General features: G+C 64.7%; 17 protein-coding genes. 8 read left to right on the top strand and 9 right to left on the bottom strand.

Going from position 1 to position 18,323, the window contains the following annotated elements; translation table 11 throughout:
- The first annotated feature begins 108 nt into the window (after positions 1-108).
- Genes EJ070_RS12220 through EJ070_RS12210 form a run of 3 tightly spaced genes read left to right on the top strand, consistent with a single transcriptional unit; the run spans position 109 to position 2,955 of the window.
- A complete protein-coding gene (locus EJ070_RS12220) occupies positions 109-1,026 on the top strand; it encodes an ABC transporter permease (protein ID WP_126091591.1) in 918 nt (305 codons plus the stop codon).
- Positions 1,023-1,844 (top strand): ABC transporter permease, encoded by an 822-nt coding sequence (locus tag EJ070_RS12215; RefSeq protein WP_126091590.1) that lies wholly within the window; start codon positions 1,023-1,025, stop codon positions 1,842-1,844. Before EJ070_RS12220 ends, EJ070_RS12215 begins: the two co-directional genes overlap by 4 nt.
- A 37-nt stretch (positions 1,845-1,881) precedes the next feature.
- Positions 1,882-2,955, top strand: coding sequence for an ABC transporter ATP-binding protein (locus tag EJ070_RS12210; RefSeq protein ID WP_126095716.1), 1,074 nt, complete (start codon positions 1,882-1,884; stop codon positions 2,953-2,955).
- Here the strand turns inward: EJ070_RS12210 and EJ070_RS12205 are convergent.
- The 5 genes from EJ070_RS12205 to EJ070_RS12185 all read right to left on the bottom strand — a co-directional run bounded on the left by EJ070_RS12205 (position 2,919) and on the right by EJ070_RS12185 (position 8,053).
- On the bottom strand, positions 2,919-4,229 hold the full coding sequence (locus EJ070_RS12205; protein ID WP_126091589.1) for a flavin monoamine oxidase family protein: 1,311 nt from the start codon (positions 4,227-4,229) through the stop codon (positions 2,919-2,921). The two genes, EJ070_RS12210 and EJ070_RS12205, sit on opposite strands and share 37 nt — an antisense overlap.
- Positions 4,226-5,302, bottom strand: coding sequence for an extracellular solute-binding protein (locus tag EJ070_RS12200; protein WP_126091588.1), 1,077 nt, complete (start codon positions 5,300-5,302; stop codon positions 4,226-4,228). Before EJ070_RS12200 ends, EJ070_RS12205 begins: the two co-directional genes overlap by 4 nt.
- A gap of 115 nt (positions 5,303-5,417) precedes the next feature.
- On the bottom strand, positions 5,418-6,500 hold the full coding sequence (locus EJ070_RS12195) for an ABC transporter substrate-binding protein (RefSeq protein WP_126091587.1): 1,083 nt from the start codon (positions 6,498-6,500) through the stop codon (positions 5,418-5,420).
- Positions 6,501-6,565: 65 nt separating this feature from the next.
- The gene (gene betI / locus EJ070_RS12190; protein WP_126091586.1) at positions 6,566-7,252 is read right to left on the bottom strand and encodes a transcriptional regulator BetI; all 687 of its coding nucleotides are present in this window, start codon (positions 7,250-7,252) and stop codon (positions 6,566-6,568) included.
- Between the two features lie 6 nt (positions 7,253-7,258).
- Positions 7,259-8,053, bottom strand: coding sequence for a class I SAM-dependent methyltransferase (locus EJ070_RS12185; RefSeq protein ID WP_126091585.1), 795 nt, complete (start codon positions 8,051-8,053; stop codon positions 7,259-7,261).
- Between the two features lie 215 nt (positions 8,054-8,268).
- Between EJ070_RS12185 and EJ070_RS12180 the strand changes: the two genes are divergently transcribed.
- From EJ070_RS12180 to EJ070_RS12160, 4 genes are all read left to right on the top strand, one after another.
- Entirely contained in the window at positions 8,269-9,888 is a 1,620-nt protein-coding gene (locus EJ070_RS12180; RefSeq protein WP_126091584.1) for an NAD(P)/FAD-dependent oxidoreductase, read from the top strand.
- On the top strand, positions 9,875-11,449 hold the full coding sequence (locus EJ070_RS12175) for an NAD(P)/FAD-dependent oxidoreductase (protein ID WP_126091583.1): 1,575 nt from the start codon (positions 9,875-9,877) through the stop codon (positions 11,447-11,449). The genes EJ070_RS12180 and EJ070_RS12175 overlap by 14 nt, the downstream gene beginning before the upstream one ends.
- 241 nt (positions 11,450-11,690) lie before the next feature.
- Entirely contained in the window at positions 11,691-12,926 is a 1,236-nt protein-coding gene (locus EJ070_RS12165) for an aminomethyltransferase family protein (RefSeq protein WP_126091582.1), read from the top strand.
- Position 12,927: 1 nt separating this feature from the next.
- Positions 12,928-13,185: a hypothetical protein gene (locus EJ070_RS12160; RefSeq protein ID WP_126091581.1), complete on the top strand. Its 258-nt coding sequence runs from the start codon at positions 12,928-12,930 to the stop codon at positions 13,183-13,185.
- 8 nt (positions 13,186-13,193) lie between these two features.
- Here the strand turns inward: EJ070_RS12160 and EJ070_RS12155 are convergent, their stop codons facing one another.
- The 4 genes from EJ070_RS12155 to EJ070_RS12140 form a co-directional block, all read right to left on the bottom strand.
- Complete coding sequence (locus EJ070_RS12155) at positions 13,194-14,252, bottom strand: dipeptidase (RefSeq protein ID WP_126091580.1); 1,059 nt, start codon at positions 14,250-14,252, stop codon at positions 13,194-13,196.
- A 369-nt stretch (positions 14,253-14,621) separates the two neighbouring features.
- Positions 14,622-14,921 carry a GNAT family N-acetyltransferase gene (locus EJ070_RS12150; protein WP_040998912.1) on the bottom strand — a complete coding sequence of 100 codons (300 nt, stop codon included), beginning with the start codon at positions 14,919-14,921 and terminating at the stop codon, positions 14,622-14,624.
- A complete protein-coding gene (locus EJ070_RS12145) occupies positions 14,914-15,552 on the bottom strand; it encodes an alpha/beta hydrolase (RefSeq protein WP_126091579.1) in 639 nt (212 codons plus the stop codon). Before EJ070_RS12145 ends, EJ070_RS12150 begins: the two co-directional genes overlap by 8 nt.
- A gap of 5 nt (positions 15,553-15,557) precedes the next feature.
- On the bottom strand, positions 15,558-16,490 hold the full coding sequence (locus EJ070_RS12140) for a VOC family protein (RefSeq protein ID WP_126091578.1): 933 nt from the start codon (positions 16,488-16,490) through the stop codon (positions 15,558-15,560).
- Positions 16,491-16,706: 216 nt separating this feature from the next.
- Between EJ070_RS12140 and EJ070_RS12135 the strand changes: the two genes are divergently transcribed.
- On the top strand, positions 16,707-18,281 hold the full coding sequence (locus tag EJ070_RS12135; RefSeq protein WP_126091577.1) for an alkaline phosphatase family protein: 1,575 nt from the start codon (positions 16,707-16,709) through the stop codon (positions 18,279-18,281).
- The last annotated feature ends 42 nt before the right edge of the window (positions 18,282-18,323 follow it).

Below are 18,323 nucleotides of genomic sequence, written 5' to 3'. Positions count from 1 at the left end.
ATCGCGCTCCAAGCATAAATCGGGAACGGGCGGCCGGCGCTACGAATGGGAAGGCCGCATGGCGGGACAGTCCGAGCCAGCTACCGAAATCACGCCCGGAGCGCTGCAATGACGGTTGCCGCGGAAGGGTCGCCCCCGCTCCGCGTGGCGGGAGCCAGACGAAGCCCCCTTCTGCAATCGGAAGCCGTCCAGGGCTTTGCGCTGATCAGCCCGACCTTCCTCTACGCGCTCATCCTTCTCGTCCTGCCGATCCTGGTCGTTATCGCCCATTCCTTCTGGACGCAGGACTATCTCACCATCGATCACACATTCACGCTGGAGAATTACCGGATCGCGCTCACCGAGCCGATCTATCGCGACCTGCTCTGGCGCTCGCTCTACATCTCGCTGACGGTCAGCCTGCTCACCGTGGCTCTTGCCTATCCGATCGCCTATTTCATTTCCTTCCATGGCGGCCGCCACAAGAGCCTCTGGCTTTTCCTCATCACCATCCCGTTCTGGACCAGCTACCTTTTGCGCGTGATGTCGTGGAAGGTGATCCTCGGCTATAACGGCGTGCTCAATTCCGGACTGATGGGGCTCGGCATCATCGACGAGCCGTCGACGGCGCTGCTCTACAATTCCAGCGCCGTCATCATCACGCTCACCCATGCCTGGGCGACCTTCGCCATCCTGCCGATCTTCGTTTCGCTGGAGAAGGTCGACCGCACGCTTGTCGAAGCGGCGACCGACCTCGGCGACGGGCCGCTGCGCTCCTTCCTGCGCGTGACCTTGCCTCTGTCGGCGCCCGGCGTCATCTCGGCGGCGCTGATCGTCATGATACCGACCGTCGGCGACTACGTCACGCCGAAGCTGGTCGGCGGCAAGGACGGCGTCATGATCGCCAACGCTATCCAGGCGCAGTTCGGCAAGGCGTCGAACTGGCCGCTGGGTGCTGCGCTCTCCGTCACCACCATGGTCATCGTCTCGCTGATGGCCGGCGCCACCGTGCTGATCATCCGCGCTATCCAGAGGCTGGCGCGATGACGGCGATGCGACGTTTCCTGCCAAGCTGGCTCACGAGTTACGCCATCCTCCACGTCGCCTTTCTCTATTTGCCGGTGATCTTCCTGCCGATCTTCTCGATCAACACCGCGGCGACGCCGAAATTCCCGCTCTCCGGCGTCACGCTTCATTGGTATGAGGACCTGCCGCGCACGCCGGCGCTGATCGACGCCACCTGGAACAGTCTTCTGGTCGGCGTCTCGGCCTCGATCCTGTCGACCGTGCTCGGCATCCTCGCCGCCCGTTCGATCACACGCTACCGCTATCCCGGCCGCCGCACCATCAACGGCCTGATCATGGCGCCGCTGGTGCTGCCCGAGGTGATCGTCGCCATTTCGATGCTCTTGGTGATGCTGCAGCTCGGCCTCAGCCTGTCGCTTTTCACCGTGGTGCTCGGCCATGTGCTGGTCTGCATCCCCTATTCGATGACGGTGCTGACCTCCGGTTTCGAAGGTTTCGACCGCAGCCTCGAGGAAGCCTCCGCCGATCTCGGCGAAAGCGCCTTCGGCACCTTCCGGCGGGTGACGCTGCCGATGGTGGCGCCGGCCATCATTTCCAGCCTGCTCGTCTGCTTCACCATCTCGCTCGACGAGTTCATCATCGCCTTCTTCCTGACCGGCACCGAGGCGACGCTGCCGATCTACATCTGGGGCCAGCTGCGCTTCGCGGCCAAGCTGCCCGGCGTTCTGGCGCTCGGTACCTTGCTGCTGGTGGCGTCCTTCGTGCTGATGACCTTTGCCGAAATCCTGCGCCGCCGGGCGGCCAGACGCACCCAGAGCGAGGGAGGCCTCTATGCTTGAGCGGGTCCAATCCGAGCGCACCCAATCGGAACGCACCATGATCGAGATCCGCGACGTCACGCGCAGCTACGGCACCTTCAAGGCGCTGGACGATGCCTCGCTCAACATCCGGGAAGGCGAGTTCTTCTCGCTGCTCGGGCCTTCCGGCTGCGGCAAGACCACGCTTTTGCGCATGATCGCCGGCTTCGACACGCCGACCAGCGGCTCGATCGCCGTCGACGGCCAGCCGATGGACGGCATCCCCGCCAACCGGCGGCCGACCAACATGGTATTCCAGAGCTACGCGATCTTCCCGCACCTCAATGTCGAGCAGAATGTCGCTTATGGGCTGAAGCGCCTGAAGCTGCATGCCGGCGAAGAAAAACGCCGCGTCGAGGAGGCGCTGGCGCAGGTGTCGCTGACCGGCCTCGGCAAGCGCCGCGCCACCGAACTCTCCGGCGGCCAGCGTCAGCGCGTCGCGCTTGCCCGCGCGCTGGTCATGCGCCCCAAGGTGCTGCTGCTGGACGAGCCGCTCTCGGCGCTCGACAAGAAGCTGCGCGAGCAGATGCAGGTCGAGCTGCGCCGCCTGCAGCAGGCCGTCGGCATCACCTTCGTGCTTGTCACTCACGACCAGTATGAGGCTTTGGCGATGTCGGACCGCATCGCCGTCATGTTCGGCGGCCGCATCGCCCAGGTCGCTTCGCCGAAGGAAATCTACCAGCGTCCCGTCAACCGCCAGGTCGCCGACTTCCTCGGCGGCATGAATTTCGTGAAAGCTCAGATCGTTGAGGAGAACGGCGCTTCGCTGGTTGTCGACACGCTTGGCTTCGGCCGCGTGAAAACCGACAAGCCGAAAGCCTTCATACGCAACGGCGGCGCGGCGACGCTCGGCATCCGGCCGGAGCGGCTGCGTGTTTTGTGGGACAATGCGACAGCAAAGTTCGAGGTCGCCGGCAAAGTGGTCGAGCGCCACTATTTCGGCGAGATCACGCATCTGATCGTCGAGATTCCGGGATTGGAAAAACCGCTCTCAGTGACCGAGACCAATGATTTCGGCGCCGACGACATTCCGGTCGGCGCGCCGATCCGCCTCGCTTACGATCCCGAAGCGCTGGTGGCGATGGCGGACTGAAGATCAGCCAAGATCTTCCCGGCGGCGATGCGCCCGGCCACGATCGCGCCCTCGACATAGGCGGGGAAGGACGGCGACACTTCCGACGACGCGAAATGCACCGGCGGCGCGCCGGCAAGGATGGTGCGTTCGGCGTTTCTCGCCGTGGCGTCGATGATGAGGTCGCTGTAGGCGCCGCCGCTCCAACGGTCATGCGTCCAGTCGCGCAGGTTGAAATCGACGATGTCCGCCGCTTCCGGGCCGAGCGCTTTCACCAGCCTCGCCGTCACCTCGGCGCGCAGCGCCGGCTGGCCCAGTTCGTGCCAGCGCAGCGCGAGCGGCCCGCCGACAAAGACGATAAGCGCGGCATGGTCGAGATCCTTGCTGCCATCGCAGGCAAACAGCCCCGGCTGGTCGCGCCACATGACCATGCCGCGCAGACCCCGCTCGCGCCAGAATGGTCTGGCATAGCGCACCAGGATCTTAATCACCGCGCCGCTTTCCCAGACGCCCAGAGCCTTTGCAAGCTCCGCCGGCAAGGCGGGCGCGAATTCGAGCTTCGCCGCCGTCGCCGGCGGCAGAGCGATCAGCGCCTTGCGTGCTTCGATCACACCGCGGGCCGAGACGATACGAACGCCTTGCTGCCCGTGCTCGATCCGTGTCGCCGGTTCGCCCAGCCGCAGCCGGTCGCCGAGGTCACCTGCCAGATCGTCGGCCAGCGACTGCATGGTCTCGCGCAAGAAATACTGCAGCTCGAACACCTCGTTGGTGATGCGGCGATCGTTGTCGATCAGGTACCATAACGGCACCTTGTCCAGCGCCAGGCACCACAGGCCCTCGATCATCGAACGGAAGGCGGTCTTGGCGTCGGCCATGTCCTTCTGGCGTTCGAGCCACGTCGCGACGGTCAGCCCGGTGATCGAGGGATCGTCCGGCTCGATCCCGTTCATGCGCTCGCGGATCGCCATCGCGATCCGGTAGGTCCGCTCGGCTTCCTCGACGGACATCGATGGGTGGGTAATGAATTCGCCATCGACATAGGTCTCGACGAATGTCTTGCCGCGCGCCTTGGCCAACGCCATCAGTTCCGGCATGTCCTCGCACAGGAACTGGCCGCCGCTGTCGATCAGCTCACCGAGCCCGTTTCGCGTGGCTTCCACACGGCCGCCGACGCGGTCGCGTGCTTCCAGGACGAGGAAATCGACGCCGGCGCGCTTCAATTCGAGCGCAGCCGACAGGCCGGTGAAGCCGGCGCCGACGACTATGACGTCGGTCCTTTCGATCTTACTGCTCAATAGCCGGCCTTGATCTTCTCGAACTCGGCAACCATCCGCTGCTTGAGCTCCGGCGCGAGCGGCTGCTGGAACAGTGTCTTGTCGAGGAACTTGTCGAGATTGTCGAAACCGCGGTCGGTAAGCAGCTTCCGGTCCATCGCCGCCATGCCGGCATTGTTGCCGTGGCCGTAGCCGAAGGTTTTCACCATATACTCCGAAACGTCGGGCGCATTGACGGCGTTCAGAAAATCATAGGCCTGGTCGAGCTTGCCCGGCGCGTCCTTCATCAGCACATAGCCGCACACCCAGGTCGACAGGCCTTCCTTGGTGTTGCGGTTCATCTCGATCGGCAGTCCTTGTCCTTTCAGCGTCACATAGGTCTCGTTCCAGCCCCAGACCAGATCGACCTCGTTGCCGGTGAAGGCCTGGTTGAGGTCGGTGTCGTCGGTCCAATAGAAGCGGATGTTCTTGTGCACGTCGCGCAGGAAGGCGGAAGCTTGGCTGAACTGCTCGTCGGTCATCTTGGTCCAGTCCTTCAGCCCGATGACCAGGCTTGCCAGCGCATAGGCGTCATCGACATTGTCACCGATGGTGACGCGGCCCCTGAACTTTGGGTCGGCGAAGACTTTCAGCGATTGCGCCTCGTCCGCCGTCACCTTGTCGGTGCGGTAGAGCAGCGAGGTGTTGCCCCAGTCGAAGGGCATGAACCAGGCCTTGTCGTCGGCGGTGGTCGCCAGATCCTTCATCGCCATGATGCCGGGATTGAGGTCCTTCCAGCCGGCGATCTTCGATGTGTCGAGCGGCTGCAGCAGTCCGGCCTCGCGCCACTTCACCACGCTCTGCGAACAGGGATGGGCGATGTCGGCCTTGAAGCCGGCGCGCATCTTCTCGAACGCCTCGTCCTCGTCGCCGAAGAAGGAGAAGCTCGGCTCGGCGCCGTATTTGGCGGTATAGGCCGGATGCAGCAGCGGATCCTCATAACCCGACCAGTCGAAGACGACGAGATCGCCGCCGCCCTCGGCGAGCGCATAGGCGGCCCCCGCGCCAACGGTAACGACGGCGGCCAAGGCAAGGCTGCGAAGCATGGATATCATGGCGCAAGAACTCCCCCATCGCGAACATTGCGAACGAGGTTAGGAGAATTCCCAGGCTTTGGCGAGCCTGCCTGCTCCACTGTGCAGACGGAACAGGCAGCGACCGAAACTGGGCTCAATAGCCGGCTTTGATCTTCTCGAACTCGGCGATCATCTTCAGCTTGAGCTCGGAAGGCAGCGGCTGCTGGAACAGCGTCTTGTCGACCCACTTTTCCACGTTGTCGTAGCCCTTTTCCTTCAGCACCGCCTGGTCGACACCGGCCATGCCCTTGGCGTTGGCCTGGCCGTAGCCCCAGTCCTTGACCAGCACCTTGGCGACGTCCGGATTGTTGACGGCGTTGAGATAGTCGTAGGCCTTGTCGACGTTGCCGGGCGCGTCCTTGAACAGCACGTAGCCGCACACCCAGGTCGAAATGCCCTCGTCGGTGTCCTTCTTGGACTTGATCGGCACGCCGGCCTTGACCGACTGCACCGTCGCATCGTTCCAGGCCCAGGCGAGGTCGACTTCGCCGCCCGAGAGCAGCTGCACGATGTCGGTGGTGTCGGTCCAGTAGGAGCGGACATTCTTGTGCACCTGGCGCAGGAAGTCGGACGCTTGGCTGAACTCAGCGTCCGTCATCTTGGTCCAATCTTTCAACCCGATGGCGAGACTGGCCAGCGCATAGGCGTCGTCGACATTGTCGGGGATCGAGACCCGGCCCTTGTATTTCGGATCGGCGAAGGTCTTCAGCGACTGCACGTCCTTTTCGGCGATCTTATCGGAATTGTAGGTGAGCTGGGTGTCGCCCCAGTCCCAGGGCATGAACCAGGCCTTGCCGTCGGGCGTGGTGGCGAGGGCCTTCATCGCCATGATGCCGGGATTGAGGTCCTTCCAGCCGGTGATCTTCGAAGTGTCGAGCGGCTGCAGCAGTCCCGCTTCGCGCCACTTCACCACGCTTTGCGAGCAGGGATGGCCTAGATCGGACTTGAACCCGGAGCGGATCTTTTCGAAAGCCTCATCCTCGTCGCCAAAAAAGGCGAAGGTCGGCGAGTCGCCGTTCTTCTCGATATATTTGCCGTGGAAGCTCGGGTCCTCGTAGCCGGACCAGTCGAACACTGTCAGGTCCTTGTCGGCGGCGACGGCGAACGCCGCCGCCGAAGCCGCGATCGCGCTCCCAAGCGCCAAGGTCAAAGTCAGACGTCGGCTAAGATTCTTCATGCTGTTCCATCCTCTTTTGGTCTTGCCGGTCTTGTAGGCCGGCTGTTGCGAACCCCCGGCTTTTGCTAGCCATAGTGTTTCGGGAAGGCGGCGGCCAAAAAAGCGTTCGTCGCCTGCAGTGCGGTCTCGCGCGTGGTGTCCTCCGTCCCCATCATCAGCCGCAGCCACAGGCCCTCGAGCATGGCGCTGAGCGCCAGCGCGATGGCCTGGGGCTCATAGGCATAGCCGCCGCTCTGTTTGAGCGTCGTGCAGAGATCGATGAAGACCTGCTGGTAGTGATTGTCGCGCGAGCTGCTCAGCGCCTGGTAGATCGGCCGCGACTTGGCTTCGCCCCAGAAGGCGAGCCAAGCCGCGAGCTTGCGCTTGTTGCAGATCGATCGATCGAAATCGGCCCACACCAGATGCTGCAATTGTCGCGCCGGATCGTCGCCCGCCTTCTGCAAGGCTGTGCGCCAATGCGCCGAATACTCGTCATACATGTGCTGCAGCGTGGCGATCAGGAGCTTTTCCTTGCTCTCGAAATGGAAGTTGACGATGCCGCGCGACAGGCCTGCGCCATCCGCGACATTGGCCATCGTCGTTTCGGCATAGCCGCGCTTGGCCAGTGAATCGATCGTCGCCTCGATCAGTTGCAGCTGCCGGACCTCTTTCGAGGCCTTGCGGCCGCGCTTTTCGGCATCGCCTTTGCGCAGGGATTCAGCGGCGTTGTCGGTGGCCTCTGCAGTCTTCATGAGCGTGACGGTCTCCAGCATCGCCGGCTATCCAACCGGCTTCCAACCGCGCAGATGAGTGGGGCGGTGCTCGCCACTGTCAAGCACCTTCTGCATCGCCTCCCAGGTCCGGATGTTCTTGTCGACATAGGCCGCGCCGACCGCAGCGGCGACGGGTTGATAAAGCGGCCCCTTCAGGCGCGCCAATTCGTCTCGCGCGACCTCGCGGTACCATGGATTGCGGTCGCGTATGTTGATGTCGGTAAAGCCGGCGCGCCGCATCGCTTCGGCGTAGCGCGCCGGCGAAGCCATGGCGAAGGAGAGCCCCTCGGCTGCGACATAGGCCTTCATCTCAGGCGACGGCTCGCCGTCATGGCCGATCATCCAGTTCGACGCGGCGAACACGCCGCCCGGCTTCAGCACGCGGAAGATTTCTGCGAATAGCGCGTCTTTATCCGGCACATGCAACAGCGCGTCCTTGGAGAAGACGACATCGAAGGAAGTGTCCGCAAAAGGCAGCGGCCCCGGCGGCGCCTGGACGAAGCGGACGCGGTCTTCGAGACCTTGCGTGGCGGCGCGCCGCCTTGCCGTCTCGATCACCGGCCTCTCGACATCGAAACCGGTCGCATGCGCCGCGCCATGGCGCGCGACCAGATGCAGCGTGATGCCGCCGGCGCCACAGCCGATATCGAGGATCGTCTTATCCTTGAGCGCCAGGCCTTCGACCACGCGGTCGACTTCTTCGGGACCACCCGGCGACAGATAGCCGTCGCCCCAGAGCGCTTCGAGGAAGCGGATGGCGGTATCGTCATATTCCGGCTCGGCGTCAGCCGTTTCGATCATCGATCTTTTAGCCCCAAAGCCGATTTTGGCCCTTTCGGTCATGCAGGCCCAGAAATGCGTGGAAAGCCTAGCCCATCAAGGGGAAAAAGCAACACAATTTGTTGAACATTCATTCAATATAGCTGGACAAAAAGCCGTTAGCCGTGCCAAATTCGGGCAATCAGGGCCAAGATCATCAAAAAATGAAGGGGCGGCCGGATAGAGGGTGAGCGCGCATGAAGACATGGGACGCGATCGTCATCGGCGGTGGCCATAACGGGCTGGTCAACGCTTGCTACCTGCAGCGCGCCGGGCTCGATGTACTGGTGGTCGAGAAGAACGACTGGGTCGGAGGTGCAGCCACCAGTCGCGAGCTGACGCCGGGCTTTCTCTATTCCAACTGCTCCTATGTCTGCTCGCTGTTCCGGCCCGAGATCATGCGCGACCTGGAGCTGCCGCGCTTCGGCCTGCAGGTGATCTCCTATGAGGGCGGCGCCGTGTTCACGCGCGACGGCGACTACCTCGCCAACTACCGCGATCATGACGCGCACCGCCGGGAGTTCGCCCGTTTTTCCAGGCACGACGCCGAGGCCTATGACCGCTACTCGCGCGACGTGACGCGGCAGTGCCGGTTCATTCAGCCGCTTTTGATGCGCACCGCCCCGGACCCGACCAGCTTCAAGCCGCGCGACCTCGGCGAGCTGCTCTATCTCGGCAAGAAATTCGCCGGTCTCACCGCCGAGGAGATGGCGCTGACCTTGCGCTTCTGGACGATGTCGATCTCCGACTTCCTCGACGAATATTTCGAGACCGACGTCATCAAGGCGAACTTCGCGCTCTCCGGCATCATCGGCACCGCGCTCGGGCCGATGTCGCCCGGCACGGCCTATGTGCTCCTCCACCACTATATGGGCGAGGTCGATGGCTCGGTCGGCGCCTGGGGCTATGCGCGCGGCGGCATGGGCGCCGTCACCAAGGCGCTCGCCGCCTCCTTCAAGGCCTCCGGCGGCTCCATCCGCACCGGCGCCGAAGTCGACCATGTGCTGATCAGGAACGGCAAGGCAAAGGGCGTCGTGCTTGCCGGCGGCGAGGAGATTTACGGGAAGCTCGTCGTCTCCAACGCCGACGTCAAGCGCACCTTCCTGAAGCTGGTCGAGGAAAAGGAGCTGCCCGACATCTTCCTGCGCCGTGTCCGGAATTTCAAAATCCGCGGCTCGTCCGGCAAGGTCAACATCGCGCTGGATTCGCTGCCCGAATTCCCGGCCTTGCCCAAGGATTCGCCGGTCTATCGCGCCGACATGCATTTCACCGATTCCATCGAGCGCATGGAGCGCGCCTATGACGACTGGAAGGCCGGACGCTGGTCGGTCGATCCCTTCCTCGACATGGTGATCCCGACCACGCTCGACCCGACCATGGCACCGCCCGGCAAGCATTTCATGAGTTGCTTCGTCCAATATGCGCCGCCCAGGATAGACGGCCGCGACTGGACGGACGCCGACCGCGGCGGCTTCGCCGAGAGCGTGATTGCGCAGATCGCACAATATTCGCCCGGCTTCCGTGACCGCATCGTCCATATGGAAGTGCGCACGCCGCGCGAGATCGAGGCCGAGGTCGGCCTCACCGAAGGCAACATTTTTCAGGGCGAGCTCACCTTCGACCAGTTGCTCTTCAACCGCCCGGTGCCGGGCTACGCGCAATACCGCTCCCCCGTTGGCGGACTCTACATGTGCGGCTCCTCCACCCATCCGGGCGGCGGCGTCATGGGCGCGCCCGGACGCAACGCCGCCACCGAGATCCTGCGCGATCTTGCCAAGCCAACCCTGCATATGAGCCCGGCCCATGACGTCATCTGAAGTGAATTGGAACGCCATCGTCATCGGCGGCGGCCACAACGGCCTTGTCGCCGCCGCCATGCTGGCAAAGTCGGGCCGCAAGGTGCTGCTGCTCGAGGCCGGCAACGATGTCGGCGGCGCGGCGCGCACCGAGGAATTCGCGCCCGGCTTCCGCGTCTCCGCGGTCGCCCATCTGCTCAATCGGCTGCATCCCGATGTGGTGAAGACACTGGAGCTGGAACGCCATGGGCTGAAGGTTGAGCGCGGCGATTTCGTACCCTCGGTCGCGCTGTCGAAGGACGGCCCGCTGGTGCTGCACGGCGCCTATGGCGAGGTGCTGACCGGCGCCACCCCGTCGGAGCAGTCCGCCTGGAGGGATCTGCGCGCGCAGTTGCTGCGCTATGCCGGTGTGCTGAAGCCTTTCCTGTCGCGCCGGCCGCCGGACCCTGCCGGCATGTCGCTCGCCGAGATGACCGGGCTCGGCCAGACCGCGCTGGCGCTGAAGCGGCTCGGCAAGGAAGATATGCGCGACTTCCTGCGCGTGCTCTTGATGAACGTCTGCGACCTGCTCGACGAGCAGCTTTCGGACGACAGGCTGAAGGGTCTGCTCGCCTTCGATGCGACGCTCGGCAGCCATCTCGGTCCGCGCTCGCCGACCTCGCTGCTCGGCCTCTACTACCGGCTGGGCGGCGAGATCGGCGGCCTTGCCGGCGCGCAGATACTACCGAAAGGCGGCATGGGCGCCGTCGTCGCCGCCATCCGCTCGGCCGCAGAAAAGGCTGGCGTCTCGATCCGCCAAACCTCGCCGGTCGCCAAGGTCATCGTCGAAAAGGGCCGCGCCGTCGGCGTCGTCACGCAAGGCGGCGAGACGCTGCGGGCCAAGACGGTCGTCTCCGCAATCAACCCGGCAACGACGATCCTCGATCTCGTCGGGCCGCGCGAGGTCGACACCGGCTTTGTTCGCAAGGTGAGGAACATCCGCATGAAGGGCGACGCGGCAAAGCTCCATCTGGCGCTCGACCGGCCGCCGCAATTCACCGGCGTCGACGCCGCTGGCCCCAAGGGCCGGCTGGTCATCGCCCCTTCGCCCGACCATGTCGAGCGCGCCTTCAACCCGTCCAAATATGGCGAGTTCTCACCCGAGCCGGTGATGGAGATCACGCTGCCGAGCCTCGCCGATCCCACGCTGGCGCCATCCGGCGCCTGCGTGCTCTCGGCCGCGGTGCAATACGCGCCCTATGCGCTGAGAGAGGGCTGGACCGCCGGCAAGCCGCAATTCCTCAAGGCGATCATGGCGCAGCTCGAAGCCTATGCTCCGGGGATCGGCGCGACGGTGCGCCATGCCGAGCTTTTGACGCCGGCCGACCTCGAGGCGCGCTACCGCATGCCCGGCGGCCACTGGCACCACGGCGAATTGCAGGCCGACCAGATGCTGATGTCGCGGCCCGTCTCTGGCTGGTCGGGCTACGACACGCCGCTCGAAGGCCTGTTCCTTGCCGGCGCCGGCTCGCATCCGGGCGGCGGCATCTCCGGCGCGCCCGGCCTCAACGCCGCGCGCCGCATCATCGCGATGAGGGCCTAGGGATGTTTTTGCAAATCGCTGAAGTCGCACTCTACGGCGCCCCCCTCTGTCCTGCCGGACATCTCCCCCACTTGGGGGGAGATTGGCAGCTTCGCCCGGCGGCGCCCCCTTTTCCAACGTTCGAGATTGGCACGGCTGATCTCCCCCCTTGTGGGGGAGATGTCCGGTCCACCCTCCGAAGCTGCAGCGCAGCTGCTGCGGAGGAAGGGCAGGACAGAGGGGGGCGCGAAGGAACGCCATCATGAATCATCATTCCTCCATCAAGCCATCGACCGCCCGCACCCTGGCACAATCCCACTTCCGCACGCTCCGGCACGACACGCCCTTCCAGCCACGCATCGACGCGTTGGCACTGAAGAACGACTGGTACAACTGGGCCGGCTACCGCGCGCCGCATTCGCTGTGGGACGAGGAGCTCGAATATTTCGCCATCCGCAGCCAGGCAGCACTGTTCGACATCTCGCCGATGACCAAATACCGGATCGAGGGCCCCGACGCCGAAGCTTATCTCGACCGCGTCACGCTGCGCGACGTGACCAGGCTGAAGCCCAGCCGTGTCCATTACACCGCCTGGTGCGACGACGAGGGTTTCGTGCTCGACGACGGCACCTTGTTCCGGCTGTCGCCGACGCGCTTCCGGCTGTGCTCGCAGGAGCGGCATTTGCCCTGGCTGCTCGACAGCGCAATAGGCTACGACGTCATCGTCGAGGAAGAGACCGAGGCCGTCGCCGGGCTGGCGCTGCAGGGTCCCACCTCCTTCGCCATCCTGCGCGATGCGGGCTTCGCCGGCGTCGAACGGCTGAAGGTCTTCGACCTCGCCGAGTTCGCGCATGACGGCGCAGCCGTCACCATCTCGCGCACCGGCTTCACCGGCGACCTCGGCTATGAGCTGTTCGTGCCTGCCGGCAAGGCGCTGAGCCTGTGGGACCGGCTGATGGCGGCCGGCGAGCTGCGCGGCATCCGCGCCATCGGCTACACGGCGCTGAACCGCGCCCGGCTCGAAGCCGGGCTGATCGTCGCCAATGCCGACTTCACCACCGCCGAGCATGCCATCCGCGCCGACCGGCTGCGCATGCCGGACGAGATCGGCCTCGGCTTCATGGTCGATCCGGAGATGAGGCACTTCAACGGCCGCCGCGCCATCCTGGAAGCAAGGGCCAAGCGCAGGCTGCGTCACGTGCTGGTCGGGCTGGAGATCGAAGGCAACATCCCGGCCGAGCATGCCATCGTCTACTATCGCAAAAGCCAGGAGGTCGGGCTGGTGAGCGCGGCGATGTGGTCGCCCATGGCCAAGCGCAACATCGCCATCGCCTCGTTGCAGAGGCCCTATGGCGACACGATCGTCGACGACCTCTGGGTCGAGATCTATGCCATGCGCGAATTGCAGTACCAGAAGCTGATGAAGCGGGCGAAGATCGTGCCGCGGCCCTTCATCAGGCTCGACCGCCGCACCGCCAACCCGCCGGCGGATTTCTAAAATGGCAAGCGAAGCGGACGAGGCGGAGGCGGAAGCCGCCGAGCAGTGGGAGCTGGTCAACACGCCGCTCGGCGAGATGGGGTCCGGCCGCACCCGCTACGCGGCGGCGATGTATTTCTTCAAACGCGGCGAGATGAACGCCGAGACGCTCGAGGTCTACCGCATCTGCGCGAGGCTCGACCACGAGGACCCCTTGCCGATCATCCGCGACCGCGGCGTCGACAAGGAATGGCTGAAGCGCATCGGCTACGCGCAGTAGGCGTAGTCCTACCCTATGGTTCTCTCGAGCACATTCAACCAGTTGCGATAGGCGATCTTCTCGATCAGCGCGCGTCCGAAGCCGCGCGCGGCGAGCGCGCCGATGAGCTTGGGCAGGCCGGCAACGTCGCCGATCACCGCCGGGATCATCGCGCCGTCGAAATCGGAGCCAAGGCCGACGCCGTCCTCGCCGAGCGCCTGCAGCAGCGAATCGATGTGGCGCACCATGATGTCGAGGCCGGTGTCGGCATTCATGCGGCCGTCCTCGCGCAGGAAGCCGGTCGCAAAGTTCAGGCCCACCATGCCGCCCGACTCGCGGATCGCGCCGAGCTGCCAGTCGGTCAGGTTGCGCGAATGGCCGCAGATCGCATGCACGTTGGAATGGGTCGCGACCAGCGGCGCATCGCTGAGCGCCGCCACGTCACGAAAACCCTTCTCGTTAAGATGCGAGAGGTCGATCATGATCCTGAGCTGGTTGCAGGCCTTGACCAGCGCCTTGCCGGCATCGGTGAGGCCAGGCCCGGTATCGGGCGAGGAGGGGAAGCGGAACGGCACGCCATTGCCGAAAGCGTTAGGACGGCTCCAGACGATGCCCAGCGAGCGCAGGCCGGCGGCGTGCAACACGTCGAGCATGGTGAGCTCCGGGTCGATCGCCTCGACGCCTTCGATATGGAAGACCGCCGCGATCGAGCCCTTCGCCATCGCCTCGCGGATATCGCCGGCGCTGCGGCAGACGGTCAGCGCGCCGGCGCGCTCCAGCCTGAACAGGATCGAGGCCATGCCGATGGTGGAGGTGATCGCCTCGGCGCGCGGCAGTTCCGGCGGCAGAGGTTCGTCGTCGCTCGGCGCCGGCGGCACGGCGCTGCGCTTGGTCTTTTCGACCGGCGGCGGAAAGATCGCGAACATGCCGCCGGCAAAGCCGCCTTTGTTGGCGCGCGGCAGGTCGATATGGCCGCCCGGCGTCCCTTCGATGAACAGCTTTTCGACATCCGCTTCCTTCGACTGGTAGAGCCGAAGCAGCGTGTCGTTGTGGCCGTCGAAAACGGGGATGAGGTCGGTTTCGGTCATCAGGGAAGCCATTCAATTCGGTGACAGGCGGGACGGAGGTTTCGTCCGAACGAACTGTCTACTTAGGCAAGATGGCCGAACTGCGCAAATGCCAGAGGCGTGTTCGCGTTTGTGGCTGGGCCTCTTCCTTCTCCCCTCGTGGGGTGAGAAGCGGTCCGCGTTAGCGGACGAAAAGCCAATTGCTTGGCTTTTCGAGCTTCGAACGCCCTGAGCCTGCGAAGGGCCGGGGGTGGCCGATCCACCCTGCCGGGTCCCCGCTGCTTCGCAGCGTCCCGGCGTTCGCCGGCCTTTCATCGTGCCACTGGCACGATGAATTCGTCTTCGACGAACCGGCTGCTCACCCCACAAGGGGAGAAGGGAACGCCGCGCTTACTGCTTCAGCACGTCCGCCCATTCCGGATGGCGGCGGAACTGGGCGTTGGCGAAGGGGCAGAGCGGGATGATCTTCTTGCCGGCGGCGCGCGCGTCCTCGACGGCGCGGGTGACGAGCCGAAGCCCGGCGCCCTGGCCGCGGAAGACGTCCGGCACCTCGGTGTGATCGATGATGAGCTGGTGCTCGCCGATCTTGGTGAAGGTCATCTCGGCCTCGGCGCCGCCGGGACCGCGCAGCACGTAGCGCCCCTTGGAGCCATGGTCCTCGAGTTCGATCTCGGGCAATTGGTCAGCCATTGTTCTTGCCTCCTTCGGCGGCCGGCGCGAAGCCGAAGAGCCGCCGCGCCGCTTCGCTTTCATTCGGCCGCACCTCGTGCCCGCCGTCGTGCCATTCCACTGTGACATCGGCCCCGTCGGCGCGCAAATAGGCCTCCAGCCGCGTGGTCAGGTTCGGCGGACAGATCGGATCGCGCCTGCCGGCCGTGATCAGGATGCGGCGGCCGGCAAGGCTGCCCTTCACCTGAGGCTCGAACGGGATGAGCGGATGCATCAGCGCCGTGGCATCGAACAGGGTCGGCTCGGCGAACACCAGCGAGGCCAGGATGTTGGCGCCGTTGGAATAGCCGAGCCCGAACACCGCCGAGGGCTTTGCCGCCTCGACATGCGCCTTGACGAAGCCCGCCATCTTGGCCGTCGCCCGCGCGAGATCGTCCATGTCGTAGACGCCCTCGCCGGTGCGGCGGAAGAAGCGGGCAGCGCCCTGTTCCGACACGTCGCCGCGCGGCGACACGACGGTCGCCGAAGGCAGCAGCTCACGGCCGAAGGACAGAAGCTGGTTCTCGTCGGCCCCGGTTCCGTGGAGGACGAAGAGCAGCGGACTGCCCGGCGAACCGGGCAGCATTTTGTGGATGTAAGCGTCCTTGCTCATGGCTTTCAGTCTTCCAGCTTCTGCAGGTGCTGCTCGAGATAGGATCTCAGATGCCGATGCTGCATCGGCAGCTTCAGCGCCTCGCCGAGATGCGCGGTGTCCTCGTCGCGGTCGAAGCCCGGCTCGTTGGTGGACACCTCGAACAGCACGCCGCCCGGGGTACGGAAATAGATCGCCCAGAAGTAATCGCGATCGATGACCGGCGTCACGCCATAACCCGTGTCGACCAGCGCCTTGCGCACTTCGAGCTGTTTGGCGCGATCCTCGACCGCGAAGGCGACATGATGCACCGAGCCGGCGCCGAGATTGGCAAAGCCCGCGCCCGGCAGCGATTCGATGTCGACGATGTCGGCACCGTTGCCGTTCTTGATCGCCAGCCGGCGGATGTTGCCGGACTTGTCGACCTCCTCATAGCCCATGAACTTCAACAGCTCCTCGGTGGCGCCGCCGTCCTTCAGCCTGAGCGCGACCGAGTGGAAGCCGCGGATCGCTTCATCGCCGGGAACGCCGCCCTTCACCCAGGGCGCGCGGCTGTCGGCCTTGTCCTCGACCAGCGCGAAACTGTCGCCGTCAGGGCCGGTGAAGGCGAGACGCTTCTCGCCGAAGCTTTCCGTGCGGGCGACGTTGCCCACGCCTTCGTCGGCGAAGCGCTTTTCCCAATAGGCGAGCGTGCCTTCCGGCACCGAGAAGACGGTGGTGCCGACCTCGCCGACGCCGTGCCGGCCCTTGCCGATATCGGGGAACGGGAAATAGGTCATCACCGAGCCCGGCGTGCCGACTTCGTCGGCATAGTAGAGGTGATAGACGTCGGGCGCGTCGAAATTGACCGTCTTCTTGACCCGGCGCAGGCCGAGCTTCTTGGTGAAGAATTCATTGTTCCGGCGCGCATCGCTCGCCATCGAGGTGACGTGATGCAGGCCCTTGATCTGATTGAGCATGGTGTTGCTCCTTCCCTTGTCCTTTTGCGGCCCTCGCCGCTGTCCACGCCAATATGAGGATAGCCCCGCCAACGGCAAAGCGGCCAAACACAGAATGGACTGTATCATAAAGATGAACGATCATCTCGTATGCGTTCACGTTCCATGAACTGCCGCAGCTTGCAACACTCGCAAATTTCGGCTCCATGAGCGGCAGCCTGCCTGAGGAGAAGATTTTTGAACAACCGAGTGAGCCGCCCGAATGTTCTCCTCATCACCTGCGACCAGTGGCGCGGCGATTGCCTGTCGGCCGCCGGCCACACGGTGGTGAAAACGCCGAACGCGGACGCGCTTGCCGCCGAGGGCGTTCTGTTCCGGCGCCACTATGGCGGCGCGGCGCCCTGCTCGCCGGCGCGCGCCTGCCTCTACACCGGCCTCTACCAGATGAACAACCGCGTCTGCCGCAACGGCTCGCCGCTCGATACCCGGCACGGCAATATCGCGCTCTCGGCCCGCACGGCTGGTTATGATCCGGCGCTGTTCGGCTACACGGATGTCTCGCCCGATCCTCGCCAGCTCTCCGCAGGCGATCCTCGCCTGCGCAGCTATGAAGGTGTGCTGCCCGGCTTCACCGTGCGGCAGTTCCTGCCCGAGCACCAGAAGCAGTGGCTGTCCTGGCTCAGCGCGCAAGGCATCGACGCCAGCGTCGGCAGCCCTGGCATCCATCGCCCGGCGGGCGAGCAAGGCGAGGCCAGTGGCGATGTGACCAACGCGCCGCCGGTCTATTCGAAGGACCAGACGCCGACCGCTTTCCTCGCTGGCGAATTCATCCGCTGGCTTGGCGAGCAGGAGCAGGGCGCGCTATGGTTCGCGCATATCTCCTTCATCAGCCCGCACCCGCCCTTCATCGTCCCGGAACCGTATAACGCCATGTACGATCCGGCCGACGGGCCCGCTTTCCGGCGGGCGGCGGATTGGCAGGCCGAAGCGGGAAGCCATCCCTATCTCGCCTACGATCTCGATTGCCAGATGCGGACAAAATTCATTCCCGGCGCCCAGGGCAAGGTGGCGGATTGGGGTGACGAAAACTTCCGCCGCATCCGCGCGATCTACTACGGCATGGTCTCGGAGGTCGATGCGCAGCTCGGCCGCATCTGGCAGGCCGTGAAAGCGGCCGGCGCCTGGGACGACACAATCATCGTGCTCACCTCCGACCACGCCGAGATGATGGGCGACCATTTCATGCTCGGCAAAGGCGGCTATTTCGACGCCAGCTACCACATTCCGCTGATCATCCGCGACCCACACAAGAGAGCAGTGGCCGGTTCGGTCGTCGACCGGTTCACCGAGGCCGTCGACATCTTTCCGACCTTGCTCGAATTGATCGGCGCCGGACCGGAGCCGCAGCTCGACGGCAGGTCGCTGGCGCCCTGGCTCGACGGCAAGCAGCCGGCGGACTGGCGCGACGCCGCGCATTGGGAGTTCGATTTCCGCTCGGTCTTCGGCGGCGAAGCCGAGCGGCATTTCGGCATCGGCTCGCGCGATTGCAATCTGGCCGTCCTGCGCACGAGCGGCTTCAAATATGTCCATTTCGGCGGCGGCCTGCCGCCACTACTGTTCGATCTCACGAAGGATCCAGGCGAGCTGAGCAACGTCGCGGACGATCCCGCCTACCTGCCGGCGCGCCTGGAATTCGCCGAGAAGTTGCTCGCCTGGCGCGCCAGGCATCTCGACCAGTCGCTGGCGCTGGCGGAGCTGACGGAAGATGGCGTGGTCGGCCACGTGAGTTGGGCAGTAGGGAATAGGCAATAGGGGAAGCTGTTGAGAAGCGTACCCCTACTGCCTACTGCCTAC

The organism is Mesorhizobium sp. M1E.F.Ca.ET.045.02.1.1 (assembly GCF_003952485.1).
Lineage (GTDB): Bacteria > Pseudomonadota > Alphaproteobacteria > Rhizobiales > Rhizobiaceae > Mesorhizobium.
The sequence above is the reverse complement of the archived record's forward strand: the minus strand, read 5'-3'. Positions and strand labels throughout refer to the sequence as shown.